The organism is Chitinophaga sp. YR627 (genome assembly GCF_900114995.1).
Taxonomy (GTDB): Bacteria; Bacteroidota; Bacteroidia; order Chitinophagales; family Chitinophagaceae; genus Chitinophaga.
The window spans coordinates 1,177,875-1,201,197 of record NZ_FOUX01000003.1 but is presented as its reverse complement, the minus strand read 5'-3'; the positions used below and the strand labels follow the sequence as shown (position 1 = coordinate 1,201,197).

Sequence of the window (23,323 nt, the reverse complement as noted above, 5' to 3'; positions counted from 1 at the left end):
TTTATAGAAACTACATGCTCAATTAGTCCATATTCACTTTCACGCGTAATGCCCGCAGTCCGCTAACCCCTTGTAAATCTTCCAGATCCAGCATTTCTACTTCAGGTGATAATACCCCTTTATTCTGGAGGAAGGTGATATACTTCAGGTATTCTTCCATTTCCTTTGCATAAGCGTATACAATAGAAATAGTACCCGGTTGGGTCAGGCGTTTACCTGTCTGACGGATATGCACTTTATCTATCCGTTTTTTCATGATCTCGTAACGGATATTATAAGCGCCTTCCACATCGAAGCGGCGTTCGTCCTGACGGAAACTGATATCGATCGGATTGCTGTGCGCCAGTATCAGCTGTGTTGTCTGTAAAGGCACTTTCAGCGTATCTTTCAGTTTGTTCGTCATTTTCGCGATCTCGGCCATGGAAGAGATCTGCCAGAGGCGGAGGTTACGCAGATAGAGTAAGTCAAACTTACGGTTATGTGCGATAGACTGGCCAATATAGATATTGTATTCAACACCATCTGTACGGTACTTTTCAAAGTAACACGGGAATGAGTGCTGAATATTTTCTTTCTCTTTATCCAGGTATTTATTGATCTCGGCGTTGATACCGGCAAGACTGTCCTCATATTCCTGACGGTGGTGCAGGATATGTCCTTCTGTTGTATCTACGAGGGAGAAGTAACGTTCCAGTACCGGCTGCAGTTCAGGATGACTTTCATGCAGGTGACGGAACAACGGGCCGATCTCTTCATCCAGATAGTTGTTCGTCTTCAGTTCATCTTCTGAGAGCATCCCACTGGTGATACCAGTGATCAGTTCATCGTTTTTGAACTTCAGTTCTTCCAGCAATGGCAGATAGATGGCATTACCGATATGTTCCAGTGTTTCTTTGATCAGCAGCAGCTGTTCACGCAGGTCTTCATGAATCGCATTGCTACGTTCTGTAGAAGAGTTACGGATATCCACTGCGCCATATAAAGGATACACATCTTCAAAGGCGATATTACCGATGTCTTTACGTTCTTCTTTCGGCGTATGGAGATAATGCCATGCAGCGTCGGTGAACTTCCATTCTACGGCGGGTTGCAGGGCAGTGAACTGTTCTTTTATAACCTGTATGATGCGGTTATTCAGTATGTCGACACCTCTTGTCAGCAGCATGATCAGCAGTGGGTAAGCAGGCATTGCTCTGCCCATTGTTTCTGCGGTGATCCTGTTTGGTTCGGAGGACGCTAATTCGACAATACCGAGCAACTGACCTTCGTGCCATACGGGCGCCATTACATAACTTCTGATCCCTTTCAGCGGCAGATAGCGCAGGAAGGGGTAAGCCAGTAAAGTGGCTTCTGTTACATCAGGAATGAATAATGGTTCCTTCTGACGGGTGAGATGATCCAGCAATTGCTGAAATAACTGTTGCTGTTGTTTTCCGTTGTTGATAACGCCAAGCATCACACCACTTTCGCAGAGATCACATTCCAGTACATAGCGGCCATTGATCTTAGGGATCGGCACGATATGCACGCTGGTATCTTTCTCCTGCATGAGTGATTCAACCTCTTCTTCCATCCGGCGGTAAGTCTGCTGTTCGTTACCATCGTGCATATCGAGTATGAGATTTTTCATACTGTTCTGCACTTCATCTTTGGTAACGTCCTGTATGGTCCAGATCACGAAACCTTCCAGGGCGAAGTTGCGCAGGGGCAACATTTCCTGAAGGGCTTCCAGTGAGAACTTGGTACGGCAAACGTTGTCGTAGGAGAGTTTTGGCACTTCTCCTTTCACAATCACGTCTACGAAGCGGGCATCGATCTGGAGTTTGATATATTTCTTCAGACCATTACTATCCGGCAATGTGACGTGATGGATAATTTCGTTGCGGTAATCTACCGGGAAGTCATATACCTTTTCAAGTATCAGTTTGTATAACCATTCCAGTTTGTCTTTCTTCACTTTCTCTACGGACATACCTTCCGGCACAGCGACCAGTTTGTCACCATTGGCGGCAAACAGTTTTCTGAACAGTTCGGAATAGTAGAAGATGGCAAACTTGTTTGGTACACCGATACCATAGATATCTTTATCCATGTCAACAGTGACAGGGAAAATAGTCGAAATAACAAGATCCACGTATTCCTGATAGGAGGCGAGATCATCTGCGCCTGCTATGGGGCCGAGCAACGCGGGGTTACCTTCAAACTGACTGACTATCTGCTGATAATAGGCAGCGCGCGCGTCCGATTTCCTGGCAGCCTTCTCTTTCAGAAACTTAACGTAAGGACCGAATGAGATATGGCTGTCTATCAATACTTCCTCTTCCCTGAACACCTCGGAGTTAGCTGATAAAACTTTCATAATCAAAATATGTAAAAAATACTCATCGTATACTTATACTATAACAGACGAATGGGATAATAAAATATTGTGTGTCTACTATCAGTATATACAGTGGCAGGTAAAAGCAGGAGGCATTGGTAAAATGATTTTGCAAATTTATGTTAAAACTGCTTACAACCCTTCAAAAAAAATGCAGATTTGCTTATACAAATCTGCATTAATATTTTAAGTATTAAGTATTTAGCTACTATAACTCGATCTGGTTACGCAGCAGATCTTCCAGGGTATCCCGCTTACGGATCAGCTGTGCCTTACCGTCTTTTACCAGCACTTCGGCAGGTTTCAGGCGGGAGTTAAAGTTGGAGGACATTTCGAAGCCATAGGCGCCGGCATTGTAAAATACCAGGAAATCTCCTTCTTTCACTTCATTCAGTTTACGATCCCATCCGAAGGTATCTGTTTCGCAGATATTCCCTACGATGGTATAGATCCGCTCGGTTCCTTTCGGATTAGAGATGTTTTTGATGAGGTGGAACGCGTCGTAGAACATTGGTCTGATCAGGTGGTTAAAGCCTGAGTTCACCCCTACGAATACGGTGGCGGTGGTCTGTTTGATCACGTTTGCCTTTACCACGAAGTATCCGCACTGACTTACCAGGAATTTACCTGGTTCAAACCATACCTGCAAAGGACGTTTGTAGGTAGCGGCGAATTTATTGAAGGCGTCGGACAGTTTTCTACCCAGCAGGTTAATATCTGTTTCCGGATCGCCAGCCTGGTAGGCTACTTTGAAACCGCTGCCCAGGTCGATAAATTCCAGATCAGGGAAGTGTACGGCCTGTTCGAACATGATCTCTACACCACGCAGGAACACGTCTACGTCTTTGATCTCGGAACCTGTGTGCATGTGCAGACCGGTCACTTTCAGTTTGGTACTCTTTACGATACGTTCGATGTGACGCAGCTGGTGGATGGAGATACCGAACTTGCTGTCAACGTGACCGGTAGATATTTTATAGTTTCCACCTGCCATGATATGCGGGTTCAGGCGGATACAGATCGGGTAGGAATCGCCGAAGCGGTTACCGAACTGTTCCAGGATGGAAATATTGTCGATATTGATATTAACACCCAGTTCTTTTGCAGCGATGATCTCATCGAGGTCTACGCAGTTAGGGGTGAAAATGATATTGTTAGGAGCGAAACCGGCTTTCAGACCCAGATGTACTTCCTGGATGGACACGGTGTCGAGCCCGCAACCCAGGGAATTGATATACTTCAGGATATTGATATTGGTAAGCGCTTTACAGGCATAGAAAAAGCGAGCATCCGTCTTCTGGAAAGCCGTTTGCAGCTTTTCGTACTGGATCTTTATTTTTTCAGCATGATAAATATATACCGGAGTTCCAAATTCCTCAGCCAGTTTTACAAGGTATTCGGCAGAGAGAAGATCGCTTTGCTTAGACATCTATGGATAATGATTTACAAAATTTACATGCAGGCGGCTGATTTTTTGCAAAGGCCGCCAGAAAAGCATGCGAATTTACTACTGAAAAACGGATATTTTTAGAGATCTTCCTCTCCTCCCATGAAATCGTCCAGTTCACGGCGTTCCTTTTTGGTCGGACGACCGATCTTGCTGGGACGTTTACCCGTCTGGAATACAGAGGCCTGCCGTTCCTGTGCTTTATCTTCCTCGGGGGTGATGTCGTTATAGAACTTGATCGCTTCTGTGTATTGTACACGGTTGGCCAGCAGGGCGGTCACCTGGATCACCCATTTACGGCCTTCGGTCCTGACCTCATAAACATCGTTCAGCGCCACGTTTCTGGACGCTTTTACGGTTACCCCGTTCATTTTCACTCTACCTGATTCGCAACCGGCAGAAGCCAGGGAACGGGATTTGAAGATCCTGATGGACCAGAGATATTTATCGAGCCTTACTTTTTCTACTTCTTTCATCTTATTGACTATAATATATAAGGCCGGCATGTATGTCACACGCCGGCCTTCAAATTTATTAAAATAGTACGATAAGGCTATTTGCTCAGTTCCGCAAAGTATTTGTGGAAATAAGGGATGGTTTCGATACCCTTATAGAAGTTAGCCAGACCGTATTTTTCATTTGGCGAGTGTAAGTTGTCACTATCCAGACCAAAGCCCATGAGGATAGTTTTGAGACCCAGTTCTTTTTCGAACAGCGCTACGATCGGAATACTTCCGCCGCCACGCATTGGGATTGGCGCTTTACCAAAGGTAGCCTGGATGGCATCGCTGGCAGCTTTGAAAGCGATATGATCTGTCGGCGTTACGTAAGGGCTGCCACCGTGGTGGGTGGTTACCTTTACTTTTACGCTCTTAGGCGCGATCTTTTCGAAGTGAGCCTGGAACAGCTGGGAGATCTCGACCCAGTCCTGGTTAGGCACGAGGCGCATGGAGATCTTGGCGAATGCCTTGGATGGCAGTACGGTTTTGGAACCTTCACCGGTGTATCCACCCCAGATACCGTTTACCTCCAGGGTAGGACGGATACCGGTACGCTCGATGGTAGAATAACCTTTTTCACCCCAGAGTTCGTCTACACCCAGGTCAGCTTTGTATTCCGCTTCATCGAAGGGAGCTGCATTCAGTGCGTCACGTTCTGCCTGGCTGAGATCCTGTACTTTATCATAGAAGCCGGGGATGGTGATGTGGTTGTTTTCGTCGTGCATGGAAGCGATCATTTTGCACAGGATGGTAGCCGGATTAGCTACAGCACCACCGTACACGCCGCTGTGCAGGTCACGGTTAGGACCGGTCACGGCTACTTCCATATATGACAGGCCGCGTAAGCCGGTATCCAGGGATGGGTTTTCGAGGCTGATCATAGCAGTATCGGAGATGAGCACGACGTCTGCTTTCAGTCTTTCTTTATTCTCTTTGATGAAAATACCCAGGTTGGCAGAACCTACTTCCTCTTCCCCTTCGATCATGAATTTGATGTTGCAGGGCAGGGTGTTGGTTTTGGACATGGTTTCGAACGCTTTGACATGCATGTAGAACTGACCTTTATCGTCGGCGCTGCCACGTGCATAGATCTTTTCGTCTTTGATCACAGGCTCAAACGGACCACTGTCCCACAGTTCCAGCGGATCGGCCGGTTGTACGTCATAGTGACCATATACCAGTACCGTAGGCAGTTTCGGATCGATGATCTTTTCACCGTATACGATCGGATGGCCAGCAGTAGGGCACACTTCCACTTTTTCAGCACCTGCTTCCTGCAAACGCAGTTTTACAGCTTCAGCGCAGTTCTTTACATCCGGGTTAAAGCGGGAATCAGCACTAACAGAGGGAATGCGCAGCAGTTCCAGCAGTTCTTCCAGGAAACGATCTTTATTCTGTACCTGATAATCTTTCCAAACTTGCATGTTCCAGTAAATTAAACTTTTAGAAAGGTGCAATTTAAGGGAAAGTCGGAAATATTGATTTGTCTGTTTCAGCTGCCCGTTTTTGAGCCGTTAACAGCCTATTAACTAAATTCTTGTTCTTTTAGGCGAAATTACCAGCCGAAACCGGTACACACTACAACCAATTACCATTCGTATGCAAACCAGCGAGGACATCACGATGTTATCCGCGCTTAAGAAGGATAACAGACTTGAGGCTTATCAATACTTCTTTATGAGATACTACAAGCCACTCTGTCTCAAAGCCTGCCAGATGTTGGGAAATGTAGAACGCGGAAAAGAGGTCGTGCAGCAGTTATTTATAGAAGTATGGCAGGAGCGCTCCTACAGGAAGATCACGCATTCTCCCGGAGGATTTTTCTATCAGCTTTTATATGAGCGATGCCTGCAACTGCAGCAGCCCGCAGCAACGACAGCTGCCTGCCCGCCGTGTAAAACAGGACCCGCACTTGTACCCCAGGCGTTAACCAATCAACTGGCTGTTCTTTTAGATTCGTAAACCCGACGACATTAAACACACAACTTTATCACCCTCAATCATCTTCTCATTACTACAATGAAATACGACCAAGAGTATATATACACATTACTTCTGCGTAAGCAACTTGGCGAATTAAGTGAAGTGGAAGATCAGTTGCTGCAAAAGGTCATGCAAACCGATGAGCAGGTTCGTAAATGCTGGCATGAACAGGAACAGGCGATACTCTATACTGACAGTGCATTCCTTGATGATCTGCGTGTGGAGCATGACTGGTGTCAGATTGCCGCTATCCTTTCACCTCAGCCGGTACACGTCAGAATATTCCGTTTTATCAAACGTAACAGCGCAGCAGCGGCAGTATTGCTAACCCTCACTGCATGCGCAGGCAGCTGGTATGCGTTTGAACATTATTATAAAATACAGGCGCCGTCCGCAGTTAACCGCGCGGTAGTGGCACATCGTACACCAAAACAATCTCCGGTACGCAAAACAGCAGCTATTAATTATACCCTGCCGGCAGATACGACTGTCAATATTAATACAAATGCGGCTACCGAACCCGTTCCTGTGGCAGGCGTAGTACATGGTGACAGTATTGCAGCCATTCCATTAAAACGGGTTACGCACGACACCATTTACCAAAGCAGTACCATTGAATGGAATACATTGACCGTACCACCTAAAATGGATTACCGCATTGAGTTATCCGATGGTACGGAAGTACACCTGAATGCCAGTTCTACACTGCGATTCCCTTTCATCTTTCCTGGTAAGACCAGGGAAGTATACCTTGAAGGAGAGGCTTATTTCACCGTTGCACACAATCCAAAGCAGCCTTTTATTGTGCACACGGGTACCACCTCCGTCATCGCATTGGGTACGGCATTCAACGTGAATTCGTATGATGGCAATACCATCACAACTTCACTGGTTACAGGCACTGTGGTAACTGATGTAGGCGATAGTCTGGACGTAACATTAAAGCCGGGGTACGAGGCTATTTACAGACCAGGTGAGCGTTTTAAAGTAAAACGTTTTGACGAGAACGTTACCCTTGGCTGGCGGGATGGTATTTTCCGCTTTCACAACAAGCCGCTGGAAGAAGTTATTCCTGTGCTGAAGCGCTGGTTTGGACTGAAGGTTGCCTTTGCTGCTGCCGGCATTTCCGACATCCACTTCTCCGGGGATCTTGACAAGGAAAAACCTGTCTCTGACTTCCTGAATGAACTTTGCTGGGAAAAAGGGCTGGAGTATAAGATCTATGACGGCACTGTTCACATTAGTAAACCCAAAGGATAGCCGGGCTGAAAATTAAGAAATCAGCTTCTGCCGGAGCAGAAATTCAAGCTTCTCATTCACATCCAGCAATTTTGCTGTCAACTCCTTATTCTCTTTTCGAAGGGCATATACTTCATATGCCTTATCAATGTTCTGCCGTAATTCATCGTCATTCCAGGGTTTGGAGAAATATTTATACACCTGTCCCTTGTTAATGGCGTCGATAACGGCATTGATGTCAGCGTAGCCTGTCAGCAACATCCGGATCGGCTCCGGATATTTGCCGAGGATTGATTCAAAAAACTCAATACCTGTAATTTTAGGCATCCGCTGATCTGAAATGATGATCTGTATGTCTTCTCTGGCAAGTATCTCCTCCGCTTCTTCAGCCGAAGTAGCCGTAAATACTGTATATAGTCTACGGAAAGATGCCTTAAAAGCATTTAAATTATGTACCTCGTCATCAATATACAGGATATGGATGTGTTGTGCACTCATTGACGCAACCTTAGATTCAAATAATTAAAAATAAAAGCGTTACAAACGAATGAAAGATAGACACTGAAAAACAAGCGTTTATACTAACCTATTTATGGATAAGATCTTAAAATACAAGCTGTTCCGTACCCTTGCTATCGTGAAATACCAGTAAAATTATAGAGAAACGGACATACGGGGCCTGATTTTTTTGACAATGCTATTATCTTTTCTGTGAAAGTGAAATAATACCGTTTTATCGTATTTCTCAATACCCTTGCAGATTAAAAAAAAGCTCCTATGTTTGCTATTACTATCCAGACTGTTCATGGAGGTTCGATTGGATGCCCCCAAACCGCATTCCTAAGTTACGACAAACCAAAGTGATATGGTACTGTTGCATTTTAAAACTAAAAACAACCTGGTTTAAACTTAAATTTTTATAAGATGAAAAAAAGCACACTCGTAATCGTAATTATCATAGCTGTTGTTGTAATATTAGGCGGCTGTGGTGTATCCAAGTACAATAAGATCGTGAATCTCGACGAGTCTGTAAAAACTTCCTGGGGTACTGTACAAAGCCAGTATCAACGCAGAACAGACCTGATCCCGAACCTTGTTGCTACAGTAAAAGGTGCTGCAAATTTCGAGAAAGAAACACTTACACAGGTGATAGAAGCACGTGCGAAAGCTACGTCTATCCAGGTAAGAGCTGAAGACCTCACTCCTGAAAAAGTTCAGCAGTTCCAGGCTGCACAGGGTCAGCTGAGCGCTGCGCTGGGCAGATTACTGGCAGTGTCTGAAAGCTACCCTACCCTGCAGGCTAATCAGAACTTCAAAGATCTGCAGGCGCAGATAGAAGGTACTGAAAACCGTATCGCTGTTGCCCGTAAAGACTTCAACGATCAGGCAAGAGTATACAACAGTGCGATCCGTACATTCCCTAACAACATCATTGCAGGTTTTGGCGGTTTCCAGCAGAGACCATACTTCGAAGCACAGCCAGGTGCTGAGAATGCTCCAAAAGTGCAATTCTAAAAACAACCGGCATGAGCATATTCCCATTCAGTAAGAAAGAACTTCTAACGGAAGCTGAAAAGCAACAACTGGTGCAGGCTATACGTGATTCGGAAAGACTCACGAGTGGGGAGATCAGATTATATGTGGAAAGCCGTTGTAAATATGTCAGTCCCATGGAACGGGCAAAGGAAGTATTCCGGCAGCTCGGCATGGAAAAAACCAAACGCAGAAATGGCGTTATCCTGTACATTGCTTTGAAAGACCGGCAGTTTGCTATTCTGGGCGACAGAGGCATACACGAAAAAGTAGGCTCCTCCTTCTGGGTAAAAGAGGCGGAACTACTGGTCAGCTACTTCACCAGGAACCAATATGTTGCGGGTATAGAAGCATGTATCAGGGAAATAGGCGAATCGCTTTGCCAACATTTTCCTTTTGAGGGGGATGATGAAAATGAATTACCAGACGATATAGTGATCGGCAGATAAGCAAAAGGCTTTCACCTGTCACACTGTAAAATTTAATATGATGAGGAAATTATGCTGGTTATGGCTGTTGCTATTATTGATCACCGGATGGAACGTTCAGGCGCAGAATATTCCGCCAAGACCTAACCCTCCCCGGGCAGTCAATGATTTTGCAGGCGTATTGTTAGGCAATGAATCCGACATGCTGGAGCAGAAACTCCGCGCCTATAATGACAGTACCTCTTCACAGATCGTGATCGTCACCATGAAAACCATCGGTGACTACGAAAGCAGCGAAGTAGCCATTAAGATACTTCGTGAATGGGGTATCGGTACGAAAGGAAAAAACAATGGTATCGTTATACTTGCCGCCATCGATGACAGAAAAGTCCGTATAGAGACCGGTTATGGTATGGAGGGCGTTATTCCGGATGCTATTGCCAATCGCATTATAGACGAAGCAATTGAGCCTAATTTCAAAAAGGGGCAATTCTATCGTGGCCTTGATGAGGCGACCGATAAACTGATCAAGGCGGCAGCAGGTGAGTTCAGAGCGGACCCTAAAAAGCCGGGCCGTAGTAATAACAGAAATGCCTTATTCATGGGAGTTTTTGTTATCATCATCATTCTGCTTGTTATGAGAAATCGTGGCGGCGGTGGTGGTGGCGGCACTACTATCAGCAGAAGAGGCTCAGGTGGATGGATCGGTCCTATAGGTGGATTAGGAGGTTTTGGTGGCTTTGGCGGCGGTGGTAGCTCCGGAGGCTGGGGTGGCGGAGACAGTGACGGCGGTGGCTTTGACTTCGGTGGTGGTGACGGCGGTGGCGGCGGCGCCAGCGGAAACTGGTAACGTGTTCTACTACAGACAATCATTCATATCAACTCCGTCAGGTATACCTGACGGAGTTTTTTTATACTTCACTCAGCGGGAACCAGACATTGACACGTGTACCGCGTGGTTGTCCCGCATCATCATATAAATCTTCTATATCAAAGGTCGCATCCAGGTTGAAACGTCTGTTGTATAAGGCCAGCCTGTCCCTGGTGATCTGTAATCCACGGGAATGATGTTCATTTCCCTGCTGACGTTGTGCGACTGCTCTCTCCCTCCCTACACCGTTATCTTCTATCACACATAACAGACTTCCGTTCTGCTGATGGAAAGCAATGGACAGGTGACCATCTTCCTTTTTATGTAACAATCCATGCCAGATCGCATTCTCTACAAAAGGCTGCAGGATCATAGTAGGGATATCCGTAAAGTCGGGATCCAGTTCATCATCCACCGTAATATTATAACTGAACTGATCACCAAAACGCAGTTTTTCCAGTTCCAGGTAGTTTTCCATCATGCGGAGTTCATTGGAAATAGGGATACTGTTCAACTGTGAATTATCCAGTACATTCCTGATCAACCGTGCGAAACGTCCCAGATAAGACAATGCCTGTTCTGTTTCCCGCTTCATCATAAATGTCTGGATAGAATTCAGTGCATTAAAAATAAAGTGAGGGTTCATCTGTGCACGAAGTGCCTTCATCTCCAGCTGGGCGATCTGCTGCTGAATAGCCGTTCGTCTGCGGGCTTCCTTCTTCACCGCATTTACGCGTAATTTGAAGTAGACGTAGATCAGTACTATAATCAGTAATACACAGCATATTCTGAACAGGGCCGTTTGCCAGAAGGCTGGTAAGATATTCACAGTGATCGTCGTAACACCAGATGAGAATGTACCTGCGGGGTCCACGCTACGCACTTTGAACAGATAACTGCCTGGCGGCAGATTGGTATATCTTGCTACCAGCAGACCACCTGCTTTTACCCATTCCTCATCTACTCCTTCCAGCTGGTACAGATACCCTACCGGTTCGTGGTGATACAGCAGACTTTTAAATTCTATACTGATGAAGTTCTGCCGGTGTGTCAATGTGACCGGTGCATACTTACCTCTCTCCACGCCTATATGGATCACACTGTCCATGGCCCGGAAACCAAGGATCGTCACATCAGGTGGTGGTGGCGCTACCTGTAAGGCAGCCGGATCAAAGATGACAAAATGGTCAGAAGCACCGACCATTAACCGGCCGTCACGTAGCATGCTGACTGTCCTGCGTACTTTCCTGTTATTGTCTATGATATCGCCGCTCTGTACAAATGTCTCAATGGATCCCTGTTGTTTATTGAAATAATAAAATCCGTACTGGGTACTAAACCAGGTACCTACCGAGCCATTTACCTGCAGGTTTAATACCCATTCGTCAAACAGGGCCCCGTTGATCATCAGCGGACGGGCTACATTACTGAATGTATTGTACACCCAGAGGCCGTGATCTGTTCCGGCGATCAGCGTACTATCATCCAGGAATTCTATACAGGTAATATTACTGACAGTCAGTTTATCGTGAAGAAATAGTTTAGAGGCGCTCACCTTACCGTTATGGGTATTAAAGCGGATCAGTCCTGCGTCGCTGGTGGAAATCCACAACAGGGAGTCAGAGCGTCGCGCGATGTCCATAATCGTGATAGGCCGGTTGACGTATTCCAGCAAAGCAGGATAGGCGATAAAAGCATCTGTACGGGTATCCCAGCGTACGAGTCCCCGTTTGTATAAACCGATCCATACGGAGGTATCCCCTTCCGGCAGCATGGTCATCAGGGTCTGGTCACCGAATACGGCGGGCTGGTAATGCTTCAGGAACTTCCCTTTATTTGGATCAAATATGGAAAGGTTCCCGTTTTCCTGTCCGATCAGTACTGATCCATTCTTCATTTCTGCAAAACTCCATACAAGACTGCGTTCTTCCGGCAGTTGATAGGCAGGACTCTTCGCATCATGCTGGTATTGCCCTAATAATTCCAGTGAAGGATTCAGCCAGCAAAAGCCTCTCCCCCAGTAACCGGCATAGATATTCCCATGGCTATCCTGGAAAAGACCGGTCACTTCTGTTTTGGGCAGACGGTCTTCTGAGCCTTTGAAGACAGTACGGTGATCCATGATCCGGAAGGAATTGTCCGGTATACTCAGGATATTCACTCCCAGATCGGTACCGACCCATAAACGGCCATTACGGTCGCTCAGGAAACAGTTCACCTCAAAATCATAGTGCAGGTCCTGGTCATCTTCATTATTTGCCCGGATATTGATATCAAACTTACCCGCACGTTCATTAAAGCGGAAAATACCGCCATTTTCTGTGGCTACCCAGATATTCAGATCACGATCTGCAATGATATCCGTAACCATATTACCGTTTGAGAAGGGCATGGAAAAGGAGAAGGCGTGCAGTTCCCGGGTATCCGGATAGTACTGATACAGGGAATCTCCTCCCCTGGCAGCTACCCATATGCGTTGCTGGCGATCGATATAAAAACGTTTCACGCTGGTTCTGATAGCGAGCAGCGGATCATGTTCAGGATTATTTTCTGAATGATAAAGGTGTTTGCGGGAGGGATCGAATTTATAGACACCTCTGCGACCGCTGATCCAGAGGTTACCTTTTTTATCTTCGACAATGGTGCTGTACAGGTCCCGTCTGATCGTTTCGGGAATATTGGCTGGTTTTACAAAGCGGTTATGCACATCATCGTATTGCAATAATCCTTCCTGTGTGGTAGCCCATATTACACCAGCGTGATCCTGTATGATACGGCTGCAACTAAGGCTGCCATGTATAGAAGGCGGGATATCGATCTTTAATACGGAGACGGTGGCGGTTGCCGGATCGTAATAGCGGATATTATCAGGGGCGCCCATCCAGATACGACCCTGATTGTCTTCACAAAGGCAGATATCATCGTAATAGATAGAACCCGGTACTTTATCAAAGCTGGCGATGGTGACCAGGTTGATCCCGTCATACCGTTGCAGGGCGGTACTGGCGATCCAGATAAAGCCTTTACTATCCTGCATGATAGCTGACACGTGGTTGCTGGCCAGTCCGTCGGTTCTGTCAAGGTGAGAGAATGTATAGGAAGATCCCTGTGCGCGGCCCTGTGCACAAGGCCATATCATCAGCCAGAGCAATATGGCTGCAACACACAGATATTTCGATAAGTACAGCTTCGTCAAGTGGTGAAGGCGTTAAATGGTTGTTTGCTTCTTACCGGTAGCTGCCATATATTTTTCCATGTCAAATGCATCTTCGCTTTTTGCCATAACAATCGTCGCAACGCCATTTCCGATAAGGTTTGTGATGGCACGTGCTTCAGACATAAAGCGATCCACTCCTATCAGGATACCGAGCCCTTCGAGGGGTATCACTTTTATAGCTGTCAGGGTGGATGTCAGTACGATGAATCCGCTGCCGGTAATACCGGCGGCTCCTTTTGAGGTAATCATCAAAATGCCAATGATCGTCAGCTGCTGCCAGAGATCTAAAGGTACTTTAGAAACCTGAGCCAGAAATATCATTGCCATAGAAAGATAGATACTGGTACCGTCCAGGTTGAAGGAATAGCCGGCAGGTACGACGAGTCCTACTACCTGTCTGGCGCATCCGAGGCGTTCCAGTTTTTCCATTAAACCCGGCAATGCTGATTCTGAGGAAGAAGTACCCAGTACGATCAGGAGTTCATTCCGGATGAACACCAGGTATTTCCAGAGACTGAATTTATATTTAAAGGCGATCAGTCCCAGTATGACAAAGATGAACAGGAACATGGTCAGGTAGACGCATCCCATCAGTTTCAGCATGGGATACAAAGCGCTCAGTCCGAAACTACCAACGGTGAAGACCATTCCTCCAAAGGCGCCGATGGGGGCCAGCTTCATGATAAACCTGAGTATGTTGAAGAAGACTTCTGACAGTTTTTCGAAGGTCAGCAGCAGGGAGTCTCCAAAACTTTTCATTTTAGTCAGTCCGTAACCGAAGAGGATCGCGAATACCAGTACCTGAATGATATCACCTTTGGCAAAGGAATCGACCACGTTGGAGGGTACGATATGCATGAGAAACTCTGACCAGCTGAAATGGGTGGCCTGTTCCTGGTATTTCGCCACCTGGTCAGCATTTACGTTCCTGGGTGTCATCCCTGTACCTGGCTGCAGGAGATTGGCCACTATCAATCCGATGACGATAGCGAGTGTGGTCACTAATTCAAAATACAACAGCGCTTTCCCACCTACGCGGCCCACCTTCTTCATATCTCCCATACGGGCGATACCGAGTACGATGGTCAGGAAGATGATCGGGGCGATGAGCATTTTGATCAGATTAATAAAAACCTCGCTCATCATTTTACCGGTAGCAGCGGCAGAAGGGAATAGGGCACCAGTGATAATACCAAGGAAGATAGCTACAATAACCTGGAAATAGAGATGGCGAAACAGTTTACTCATACAGTCAAGATACAAAAAAACGCTTAACGCTGCATACGGGAAGTATGCAACGCCAAGCGTCTTTTAATATAGTGTGCGGGGATCGCTTAGCCTTTGATAGCAGCGATACCTGGAAGGGTTTTACCTTCGAAGAATTCCAGCAGTGCACCACCACCGGTAGATACGTAGCTTACTTTTTCAGCCAGACCGAACTGGTTTACTGCAGCTACGGAGTCACCACCACCTACGAGGGAGAATGCCCCCTGTGCAGTAGCCAGTACGATAGCATCAGCAACAGCTTTGGTACCGTTCTGGAAAGCTTTCATTTCAAAAACGCCCATTGGACCATTCCAGAGGATGGTTTTAGACTGCTGGATCGTTTCGCTGAACAGGGCAACGGATTTCTCTCCGATATCCAGACCCATCCAACCAGCTGGGATATTGTCATTGCTAACGATCTGGGTATTGGCATCAGCGGCAAACTTGTCAGCAGCTACTGAGTCAACAGGCAGGATCAGCTGAACGCCTTTTGCTTTGGCTTTAGCCAGCAGTTCGAGTGCCAGGTCCAGTTTATCATTTTCGCAGAGGGAGCTACCGATCTCTTTACCGAGTGCTTTCAGGAAAGTGTAAGCCATACCACCACCGATGATGATGTTATTTGCTTTTTCCATCAGGTTTTCGATGATCAGGATCTTGTCGCTCACTTTAGCGCCACCCAGGATAGCGGTAAATGGCGTTCCTGAACCGCTCAGTACTTTTTCACCATTGCTTACTTCAGCTTCCATCAGCAGACCGAACATACGTTTGTCAGCAGCATAGAATTCAGCGATCACCGCTGTAGAAGCGTGTGCACGGTGAGCGGTACCGAAGGCATCGTTCACGTATACGTCACCCAGTTTAGCTAATTTTTCAGCAAATGCTTTATCACCTTTTTCTTCTTCTTTATGGAAGCGCAGGTTTTCGAGCAGGAGCACTTCTCCTGGCTGCAGGTTAGCAGCTGCTGTTTCTGCTACGGGACCGATACAATCTTCCGCGAATTTCACGGTAGTTCCATCCAGTAATTTTACCAGGTGGTATACCAGGTGTTTCAGAGAGTATTTGTCGGTAGGACCATCTTTCGGGCGGCCCAGATGAGACATCAGGATTACGCTACCGCCATCTTTCAGTATTTTTTTGATGGTTGGCACAGCGGCGGTCATACGGGTATCATCCGTAATTTCAAATTTATCATTGAGGGGCACGTTGAAATCTACGCGCACCACAGCTTTATGGCCACTAAAGTTAAAGTCGGAGAATTGACTCATTATGCAATTATTTAAAAGTGGAGAAGTATACCGAGAATAAAAGGTAAATGGTGAACAGTGAATGGTCTCTGTGAGTCCATTTACCATTCACCATTTACAGATATAGCGTTTATAGCTTATTTGTTGATCAGACCAGCGAAGTATTTCACTGTACGAACGAGCTGAGAAACATAGCTCATTTCGTTATCGTACCAGGATACAGTTTTCACCAGTTGTTTATCGCCAACAGTGATAACTTTCGTCTGGGTAGCATCATACAGTGAACCGTAGTTGATACCAACGATGTCAGTGCTTACGATTTCATCTTCAGTATAACCGAAAGATTCGTTAGCAGCAGCTTTCATTGCAGCGTTTATTTCTTCAGCGGTTACTTTCTTCTTCAGAACGGAAACCAGTTCAGTCAGGGAACCAGTGATAGTTGGAACACGCTGTGCGTTACCATCCAGTTTACCTTTCAGGGAAGGCAGTACCAGACCGATTGCTTTAGCAGCACCGGTGCTGTTTGGAACGATGTTAGCTGCAGCGGCACGAGCACGGCGCAGGTCACCTTTTGGATGCGGAGCGTCCAGGGTGTTCTGGTCGTTGGTGTAAGCGTGGATGGTGGTCATAGTACCCAGTTCGATACCGAAGGTATCATCCAGTACTTTCGCCATTGGCGCCAGACAGTTAGTAGTACATGAAGCGCAGGAGATGATAGTTTCGCTACCGTCCAGGATATCATGGTTTACGTTGAAAACTACTGTTTTCAGGTCGCCTGTAGCAGGAGCAGAGATTACTACTCTTTTAGCACCTGCGGTCAGGTGAGCGGCTGCTTTATCTTTATCTGCAAAGAAACCTGTAGATTCAATTACCACATCAATACCGTGCTCTTTCCAGGGAATTTGTGAAGGATCTCTCTGTGCGTATATTTTTACCTCATTACCGTCAACGGTGATGGCGTTATCAGAATGCTTAACTTCTGAATCGAAACGACCCTGTGCAGAATCGTACTTCAACAGATGAGCTAATACAGCGGGACTTGTAAGGTCATTAATAGCTACCACGTCTATGCCTGGCATCTTGTAGATCTGACGGTATACTAAGCGGCCAATACGACCGAAACCATTAATACCGATTTTAAGAGTAGTTCCCATTTTACACTGAGTTTGTTGAGATTGAAAAAAATTGAGTAGCGAATTTACAAGCTATAGCGGGATAAAGCAATATAAATTTAAGTTAAGCAACTTTTTTTTGGAAATATGAAAATACCGCTTACCTTTGCAGTCCTCTAAACATGGTGATCATGTGTTAGGGGCTAAAAAATTAGCCGCGTTGGTCAATCGGCTAAGACGCCTCCCTTTCACGGAGGAATGACGGGTTCGACTCCCGTACGCGGTACCAAAGAAAAGGTTGCTCAATCGAGCAGCCTTTTTTGTTTTCACTCACATAGAACCCCGGTAAAAACGTATTTTGTTAGTATGAAACTAACAATTCACACACGTGTTATCTTTCTGTCTGCAGCAGCTCTTCTTCTTGGTTTGGTATCCCATGCACAGGTCTCCCTGAAAATGATCAATCTTAACTATGGCCTCTGGCCGGTAGGTTTTAAACATGAAGTAGCTGATGACAGTACCCGTACCTATAAGCGTATGGGAGACTGGAACAATACATCCATGCCAAGACCAATAACAGTTAGTATATGGTACCCCGCTAAACGAACTGCCACAAACCAGTCCCCAATGAACGTACTCAACTACATGCAGATTTTCAAAGAAGAGGAAGAATGGGAAAACTTACCGGACGATAGAATATTAGACTGGTTCTCCTATTCCAATACACCAGACAATCGATCACACTTAACAGAAAATTGCAAAGCATACCGCAACCTCCCCCCTGCTCCGCAAACATTCCCGGTTGTTATTTATGCTCCCAGCTTTCAGGCATCCTCTATTGAGAACTTTGTGCTTTGTGAGTACCTGGCCAGTCAGGGATATGTAGTGATATCCAGTCCTAGTCGCGGCACAGAAACACGTCAGATGGAAGCAGGTACAGAAAAAGATATGGAGACCCAGGCAAGGGATATTGAATTCCTGATCGGAAGATGTGGGAGATATCCCTTCGTCGACCGAGAAAAAATAGCTACAATGGGATTCAGTTTTGGAGGATTGTCTAATGTGCTGAGTCAAATGCAAAACACTGCTATCAAAGCGATCGTTAGCCTCGATGGTACGATACGCTACCAGTATCCTGTCCTTAAAAAGTCAGCCTATGCTGATATAGAACGGGTAAATGTACCTTTCCTGCACCTTGCTCAGAAAGATATACCTGCCTCAGTATTGGCCGAAGATAAACTGGATGCCTCCCTGAATGATGCTTTTGTTTTTTATGATGACCTGGTCTATAGTGAAGCCTACAGCCTTAAGTGTCATGACATGACTCACAGCTACTTTAGTACATTAGGGGTACTGTTTCAATCCCGTGATCCAAGACAGGACAAAAGTGATCGGGAGATCATGACCTCTTATCGTTGGGTATCCATCTATGCACTGCAGTTCCTGGATGCTTATCTAAAAGGCGACAAAAAAGCCCTGACATTTATCAACAATAGCCCTACCGCTAACGGCATACCTGAAGGATTGATCTCCTATAGACACAAAGCACCCAAAAAGGAAGCACTTAACTTCGAGGATTTTAATAAAATGGCTGCCGGCGTGCAGTATGCCGGGCTCTCAGCACTCTACGATTCAGTGCTCATCCACCATCCTTCATTTAAACCAAAGGAATGGCAATTGAATAATCTCGGATTGCAATTATTATTTAACAGTAAGAATATCCAAAATGGCGTGAGGGTACTTGAACTTGCTACAAAGCTATACCCCGGATCAGCTAACTTATTTGATAGTCTGGGTGAAGCTTATATGTTTACGTCACAAAACGATCTTGCAAAAAAAGCATTTAAGACATCTTTGTCATTGGATAGTGCGAATACAAATGCCGCACAAAGATTGAAACAGTTACATTAATAGACAGAACGCCATTAAAAAATCAACTATAAAATAGCTTAACATCTGTTACCTTCCCTGTACCAGAGATGACGGCAACGATACGAAAGTATGGTTGCCGTTTTTCCTCTGAGGTATGCGTAGGTCGGTTGTGCGATAGAGCGGCTGACCGTTGATCTTATTATGCCCGCTTTAGCCGGTTATTTGCCCGTTTCCCGCTCATTTCCTCTTCAAACCCTGATGACTGCTGCTTTATTTGCATCACAAAGAGCAATTATTTCCCGGGCCATCCCAATGGCTGAATAAACTAAGACATATATGTTGTTAGAAGAAAAAGTTGAGATAGCAGCAACAAGAACTCAGGCACCAACAGCAACTGAAAACTCAAATAAACAGCTTTTTAATAAAAGCGTGATCCTTAAAGGAGCTATGTGGCTCGGCCTGTTAACCATAGCATCAGGAGCTGTTGTATTTTTTTATTCACATACCGGTGATACCATCATAGCGCTCAGCAGCATTAAATTCAAATATATCCTATTGTGCTTCGGGATGGTCTTTATTGACCTGATGCTGGGCAGCTGGCGTAACCATATTTTTATACAAAAACTTACACCGGGCGTATCACACTGGGTAAGCTTTAAGTCCAATGTTGCTAATATGTTTATGGGTGCAATAACGCCATTTCATAGTGGTGCAGGCCCTGGTCAGTTATATGTATACAACCGCTATGGCGTGAAAGTACTGGATGGATTTATTGTCAGTCTGATTAACATGGGAGCCACACTGCTCTTTATGCCGCTGGCAGGCTTATTAGCTACATGGGCAATGAATAATCAGCTGGAAAGCGGCCTTATAACGATTTTACTCAAATATGGCTTCTCGGTATTTTTCACTTTTGGGGTTGTTTTCATGCTTGCTTTCTGGAAGCCGCTATGGATTGGATCCGCTTTGCTTAAAATCACCGCGATGTATAGCCGGATCTGGCCTGCAAAGAAAGATCGCGTAACAAAATGGGCCAACACATCTTATACTAACATTCTTAATTACCAACAAATTTGTAAAAAATTATTACAGCATCATCCCCTGCTGTTTCCTTTGAGTCTGTTGATGACCACCCTGCTTTATCTAAATAAATATTGCATGCAGTATGTCATATTACTGGGTCTGGGTATTCATGCCGATATTTTACAGGTTATCAGCATTCAGATCCTTATCCAGTTTATGATCTATTTCGCACCAAGCCCTGGCGGGAGTGGATTTGCCGAAGCTGGTATTGCAGTCTTGTTTTCGCAGATTGTCCCTACTTCTATATTGCCGGTCTTTACATTATTACAGCGATCCTTTCTGCTCTTTTTCCCTGCACTGATAGGCGCATTTGTAGTATTGAATCTACTTAAAACCCATACCCTAAAAATTCACGATAGCAATCATGGATAATAATAAGTATTATTCGCCTCTCCTGGGTTGTTAACAGCATGCTTATTTGCAATTGTCTGGTAGTAATATGCCGCTCGTTTGATAAGCCTGCTCAATTAGCGCAACATCGCGTCTCGCCATTTGCAGACTAAAAGCAGCATCTTCACCGGTTCGCAGGGCATTTATAAAATCGATAAGCATGGCGTTTGCCCCACCGATATCTGCAATACCAGGGAATATCAGCTTCCATTTTTCACCGCGGACAAATATGTATAAACCGTTAGATTCAAATTTTACAGACCCTTTACTACCGAAAATACGGGAATTGCGTAAGCCTTTGAACAAGGCATTTACTTCCCATGAATAAAGCAATGTGCCAATAGGTCCTTCTGCATATTTAGCCACCACCTGCATACTGCGTTCGGGCTTACCGGTATTTGACGGCAGAAACCCCGTTACAGATGCTACGGTTAAACCCAGGTTTGATATATAGTTGATCCAGTGAATACCTCCCTCGAATAAAGCCCCTCCTGCTGTATCAACATCGGCACGCCAATCTGTTATTTTCTGGCTTTTTGTGGCATTAAAGAAAAGGAACTTAATATCACCTATCAGATTCATAGCCAAAACTTCACGCAGCTTTCTTAGCGCCGGTTTATAAAAATAGTTTTCGGCGACAAACAGCTGAACTCCTTTTTCCTGGCGAAGCTTATCAATGATATCAAAATCTGTTGAACGGAAAAACGATGGTTTTTCACATATCACATGTTTACCTGCAGTCATTGCTTCTATGGATAATGCCAGGTGGCTATCCGGTGGAGTACAAATGAAGACTACGGATACAACTGGCGATTGGATGGCCGCCGTATATGAAGAAAAAAAACCCTTGCCCTTGTATTTATCAGCATATTCCCTGGCCTTGCTTTCGGTACGGCTGGCAAAATACAGCTCTATACCTGCAAAACCGTGGAGCAAACCGTGGAGCCTTCTGGCATGTTTAGCAGCTATTGCCCCGCAGCCCAGAAAAACGATTCGTATCTGGCCTTCTACTTTTTTATAGGTCGACATAAACTGTCAATTTAATCTGGTGATAAGTTCGCCCACCCGTAGTGCATTTGCGGCAATTGTAAGGCTTGGGTTCAGTGCCGCTGATGTTGGCATTACGCTACCATCGGTAACATATAAATTATCAATTCCCCTGAAACGGCAATTTTCGTCAAGGGCAGATGTCTTTTCGTTCAAACCCATACGTACCGTACCCACCGCATGTGAAAACGTGCGGATCTTATGTATATAATGGGTTAATGCCCCCGCCCCTTTCATGATCTTTTTACCCTCTTCGGTTAAAATTTTCATTGCGGCGTTGTCTCTCTCGCTATAGCTGTGGTTGATAACAACACGGGGTAATCCAAATTCATCGGGAAAAGCGGGATCAATAGTTAACGCGTTATTGTATTGCGGCTGGTCTTCAACTATGGCCAGCAAGCCACTTAACAGCTTTACCGCCGGACTAAGTATTTTCCCTAATACATTCTTTAACTCATTTTCAACTACACTGCCCGGAGGGGTCGGCATTTGCTGTAAACTGCCTATTTTATTAAACTCAGGGGCTTTAGGATGACCAAAATAATAATCCAATATAGCCAGCTGTTTATGAAAACGTCCTTCCTTATCGGCAACGCCAGGGAAAATGCCAAATATGATGGCATTTAAATGCCGCATCAGGTAACGACCCACTACATCACCACCAGGATTGTAGTGCTGCAGACCAGATGATAACAGGATATGCGGTGAACCTAATGCACCAGCAGCCAGTATAATTTTACCGGCCTTAAATATGTGCTGCTGTTTTGTCGTTTTCGATACGCATTCTATGCTTACAATACGGCGGCCCAGTACGTTTAATCTGGTAACCACCATATTGTGCCTTAGCTCCATACCCTTTGCCATAAGCTGAGGGATAAGGATGGTAGCCAGGTCATTCTTCGCACTTACTGCACAGGCAAAAGTATCGCAGGTTTTGCAGCTAAGGCAGGTCTGGCGACTGCTATCTTCGTAATTAATAGCTAACGGCAACTGAAAAGGGTGCAGTCCTAATTTTTGCGCGCTTGATTTTACCTTTCGGGATATATTGGCCAAAGCAGGTGCATGTTGCGGCAGTGGTGCACTACGGCGTGGTTCAGTTGGATCAGTATCCGTTTCGCCCGATATATTCAATATACCCTCGGCCTGCGTATAATAGCTTTCCAGGTCGTCATATTTAATGGGCCAGCCCTGCGCGTCCTTTCCCTCGATCTGCTCATTCTTTTCAAAGTCAGCCTCACGAAAACGAAAAGATACACCACCATAAAAAGCCGATGGCCCGCCTACGCACGAATACAAGCCCATAGTTGGCTTATTACCACCAACGGGTACATGCAACTGGGAAGATTTATCGTAAAAAGGAGAAAGATCAATGGAGCCTTTTGGCCCCCAGTTTTCTTCGACACTGCGCTTTACCCAGTCACCGCGCTCTAACATGAGCACTTTCATTCCGGCATCAACAAGCGGCTTAGCAGCCATCGAGCCTCCAAAACCACTTCCGATTACAATAACATCGTAGCTATTCATACGTGAGCGTTTGGTAAGATTGCAGCGCAAGTATTACGGGAGCGCGGAAGATTTTCGGCGGAGGAAGTAAAGTGCTTCTGGTAAAAATTCATTTGTCAGATTTATGCTGCAAATGAAGCCGCAATCATCAGGGTTTGATGGAACAATCAGCGGGAAACGGGCAAATAACCAGCTAAAGCGGGCATCG

The 23,323-nt window shown here is 45.5% G+C and carries 18 protein-coding genes and 1 tRNA gene; 8 read left to right on the top strand and 11 right to left on the bottom strand.

Annotated features, from left to right (window positions below; all coding sequences use genetic code 11):
• Nucleotides 1-22: 22 nt before the first annotated feature.
• The 4 genes from BMZ72_RS20530 to BMZ72_RS20515 all read right to left on the bottom strand — a co-directional run bounded on the left by BMZ72_RS20530 (nt 23) and on the right by BMZ72_RS20515 (nt 5,751).
• Nucleotides 23-2,359: a GAF domain-containing protein gene (locus tag BMZ72_RS20530; RefSeq protein ID WP_089811567.1), complete on the bottom strand. Its 2,337-nt coding sequence runs from the start codon at nt 2,357-2,359 to the stop codon at nt 23-25.
• A gap of 229 nt (nt 2,360-2,588) precedes the next feature.
• Nucleotides 2,589-3,809: a diaminopimelate decarboxylase gene (lysA, locus tag BMZ72_RS20525; RefSeq protein WP_089811566.1), complete on the bottom strand. Its 1,221-nt coding sequence runs from the start codon at nt 3,807-3,809 to the stop codon at nt 2,589-2,591.
• 98 nt (nt 3,810-3,907) lie between these two features.
• Complete coding sequence (locus BMZ72_RS20520) at nt 3,908-4,303, bottom strand: RNA-binding S4 domain-containing protein (RefSeq protein WP_255373250.1); 396 nt, start codon at nt 4,301-4,303, stop codon at nt 3,908-3,910.
• Nucleotides 4,304-4,380: 77 nt separating this feature from the next.
• Nucleotides 4,381-5,751 (bottom strand): dipeptidase, encoded by a 1,371-nt coding sequence (locus BMZ72_RS20515; RefSeq protein WP_089811564.1) that lies wholly within the window; start codon nt 5,749-5,751, stop codon nt 4,381-4,383.
• Nucleotides 5,752-5,926: 175 nt separating this feature from the next.
• On the opposite strand from BMZ72_RS20515, the gene BMZ72_RS20510 reads away from it, so the two are divergent.
• Nucleotides 5,927-6,289: a sigma-70 family RNA polymerase sigma factor gene (locus BMZ72_RS20510; protein ID WP_089811563.1), complete on the top strand. Its 363-nt coding sequence runs from the start codon at nt 5,927-5,929 to the stop codon at nt 6,287-6,289.
• A 57-nt stretch (nt 6,290-6,346) separates the two neighbouring features.
• Nucleotides 6,347-7,570, top strand: coding sequence for a FecR family protein (locus BMZ72_RS20505; protein WP_089811562.1), 1,224 nt, complete (start codon nt 6,347-6,349; stop codon nt 7,568-7,570).
• 12 nt (nt 7,571-7,582) lie between these two features.
• On the opposite strand, the gene BMZ72_RS20500 is transcribed toward BMZ72_RS20505, so the two are convergent.
• A complete protein-coding gene (locus BMZ72_RS20500) occupies nt 7,583-8,047 on the bottom strand; it encodes a response regulator (RefSeq protein WP_012789077.1) in 465 nt (154 codons plus the stop codon).
• Between the two features lie 426 nt (nt 8,048-8,473).
• Here BMZ72_RS20500 and BMZ72_RS20495 point away from each other — a divergent pair, with 426 nt between their 5' ends.
• From BMZ72_RS20495 to BMZ72_RS20485, 3 genes are read left to right on the top strand one after another with little or no spacing between them, the layout of a single operon-like run.
• Entirely contained in the window at nt 8,474-9,064 is a 591-nt protein-coding gene (locus BMZ72_RS20495) for a LemA family protein (RefSeq protein WP_089811561.1), read from the top strand.
• Nucleotides 9,065-9,075: 11 nt separating this feature from the next.
• Nucleotides 9,076-9,531 (top strand): TPM domain-containing protein, encoded by a 456-nt coding sequence (locus tag BMZ72_RS20490; RefSeq protein ID WP_089811560.1) that lies wholly within the window; start codon nt 9,076-9,078, stop codon nt 9,529-9,531.
• 37 nt (nt 9,532-9,568) lie between these two features.
• Nucleotides 9,569-10,360, top strand: coding sequence for a TPM domain-containing protein (locus tag BMZ72_RS20485; protein WP_089811559.1), 792 nt, complete (start codon nt 9,569-9,571; stop codon nt 10,358-10,360).
• Nucleotides 10,361-10,421: 61 nt separating this feature from the next.
• Here BMZ72_RS20485 and BMZ72_RS20480 read toward each other — a convergent pair whose 3' ends face one another.
• The 4 genes from BMZ72_RS20480 to gap all read right to left on the bottom strand — a co-directional run bounded on the left by BMZ72_RS20480 (nt 10,422) and on the right by gap (nt 17,262).
• Nucleotides 10,422-13,577 (bottom strand): sensor histidine kinase, encoded by a 3,156-nt coding sequence (locus tag BMZ72_RS20480; protein WP_143087733.1) that lies wholly within the window; start codon nt 13,575-13,577, stop codon nt 10,422-10,424.
• Nucleotides 13,578-13,589: 12 nt separating this feature from the next.
• Nucleotides 13,590-14,846, bottom strand: coding sequence for a C4-dicarboxylate transporter DctA (gene dctA, locus BMZ72_RS20475; RefSeq protein ID WP_089811557.1), 1,257 nt, complete (start codon nt 14,844-14,846; stop codon nt 13,590-13,592).
• Between the two features lie 86 nt (nt 14,847-14,932).
• Nucleotides 14,933-16,129, bottom strand: a complete 1,197-nt coding sequence (locus BMZ72_RS20470) for a phosphoglycerate kinase (RefSeq protein ID WP_089811556.1) — start codon at nt 16,127-16,129, stop codon at nt 14,933-14,935.
• Between the two features lie 116 nt (nt 16,130-16,245).
• Nucleotides 16,246-17,262 (bottom strand): type I glyceraldehyde-3-phosphate dehydrogenase, encoded by a 1,017-nt coding sequence (gap, locus tag BMZ72_RS20465; protein ID WP_089811555.1) that lies wholly within the window; start codon nt 17,260-17,262, stop codon nt 16,246-16,248.
• Nucleotides 17,263-17,434: 172 nt separating this feature from the next.
• Here gap and BMZ72_RS20460 point away from each other — a divergent pair.
• The 3 genes from BMZ72_RS20460 (at nt 17,435) to BMZ72_RS20450 (ending at nt 20,547) form a co-directional block, all read left to right on the top strand.
• Nucleotides 17,435-17,509: transfer RNA gene (locus BMZ72_RS20460), tRNA-Glu, on the top strand.
• Nucleotides 17,510-17,586: 77 nt separating this feature from the next.
• Nucleotides 17,587-19,131 (top strand): dienelactone hydrolase family protein, encoded by a 1,545-nt coding sequence (locus BMZ72_RS20455; protein ID WP_089811554.1) that lies wholly within the window; start codon nt 17,587-17,589, stop codon nt 19,129-19,131.
• Nucleotides 19,132-19,428: 297 nt separating this feature from the next.
• A complete protein-coding gene (locus BMZ72_RS20450) occupies nt 19,429-20,547 on the top strand; it encodes a lysylphosphatidylglycerol synthase transmembrane domain-containing protein (RefSeq protein ID WP_089811553.1) in 1,119 nt (372 codons plus the stop codon).
• Nucleotides 20,548-20,589: 42 nt separating this feature from the next.
• On the opposite strand, the gene BMZ72_RS20445 is transcribed toward BMZ72_RS20450, so the two are convergent.
• Both BMZ72_RS20445 and BMZ72_RS20440 read right to left on the bottom strand, forming a co-directional pair.
• Complete coding sequence (locus BMZ72_RS20445) at nt 20,590-21,594, bottom strand: Gfo/Idh/MocA family protein (protein WP_089811552.1); 1,005 nt, start codon at nt 21,592-21,594, stop codon at nt 20,590-20,592.
• Nucleotides 21,595-21,600: 6 nt separating this feature from the next.
• A complete protein-coding gene (locus BMZ72_RS20440; protein WP_089811551.1) occupies nt 21,601-23,136 on the bottom strand; it encodes a GMC family oxidoreductase in 1,536 nt (511 codons plus the stop codon).
• Nucleotides 23,137-23,323 lie beyond the last annotated feature (187 nt).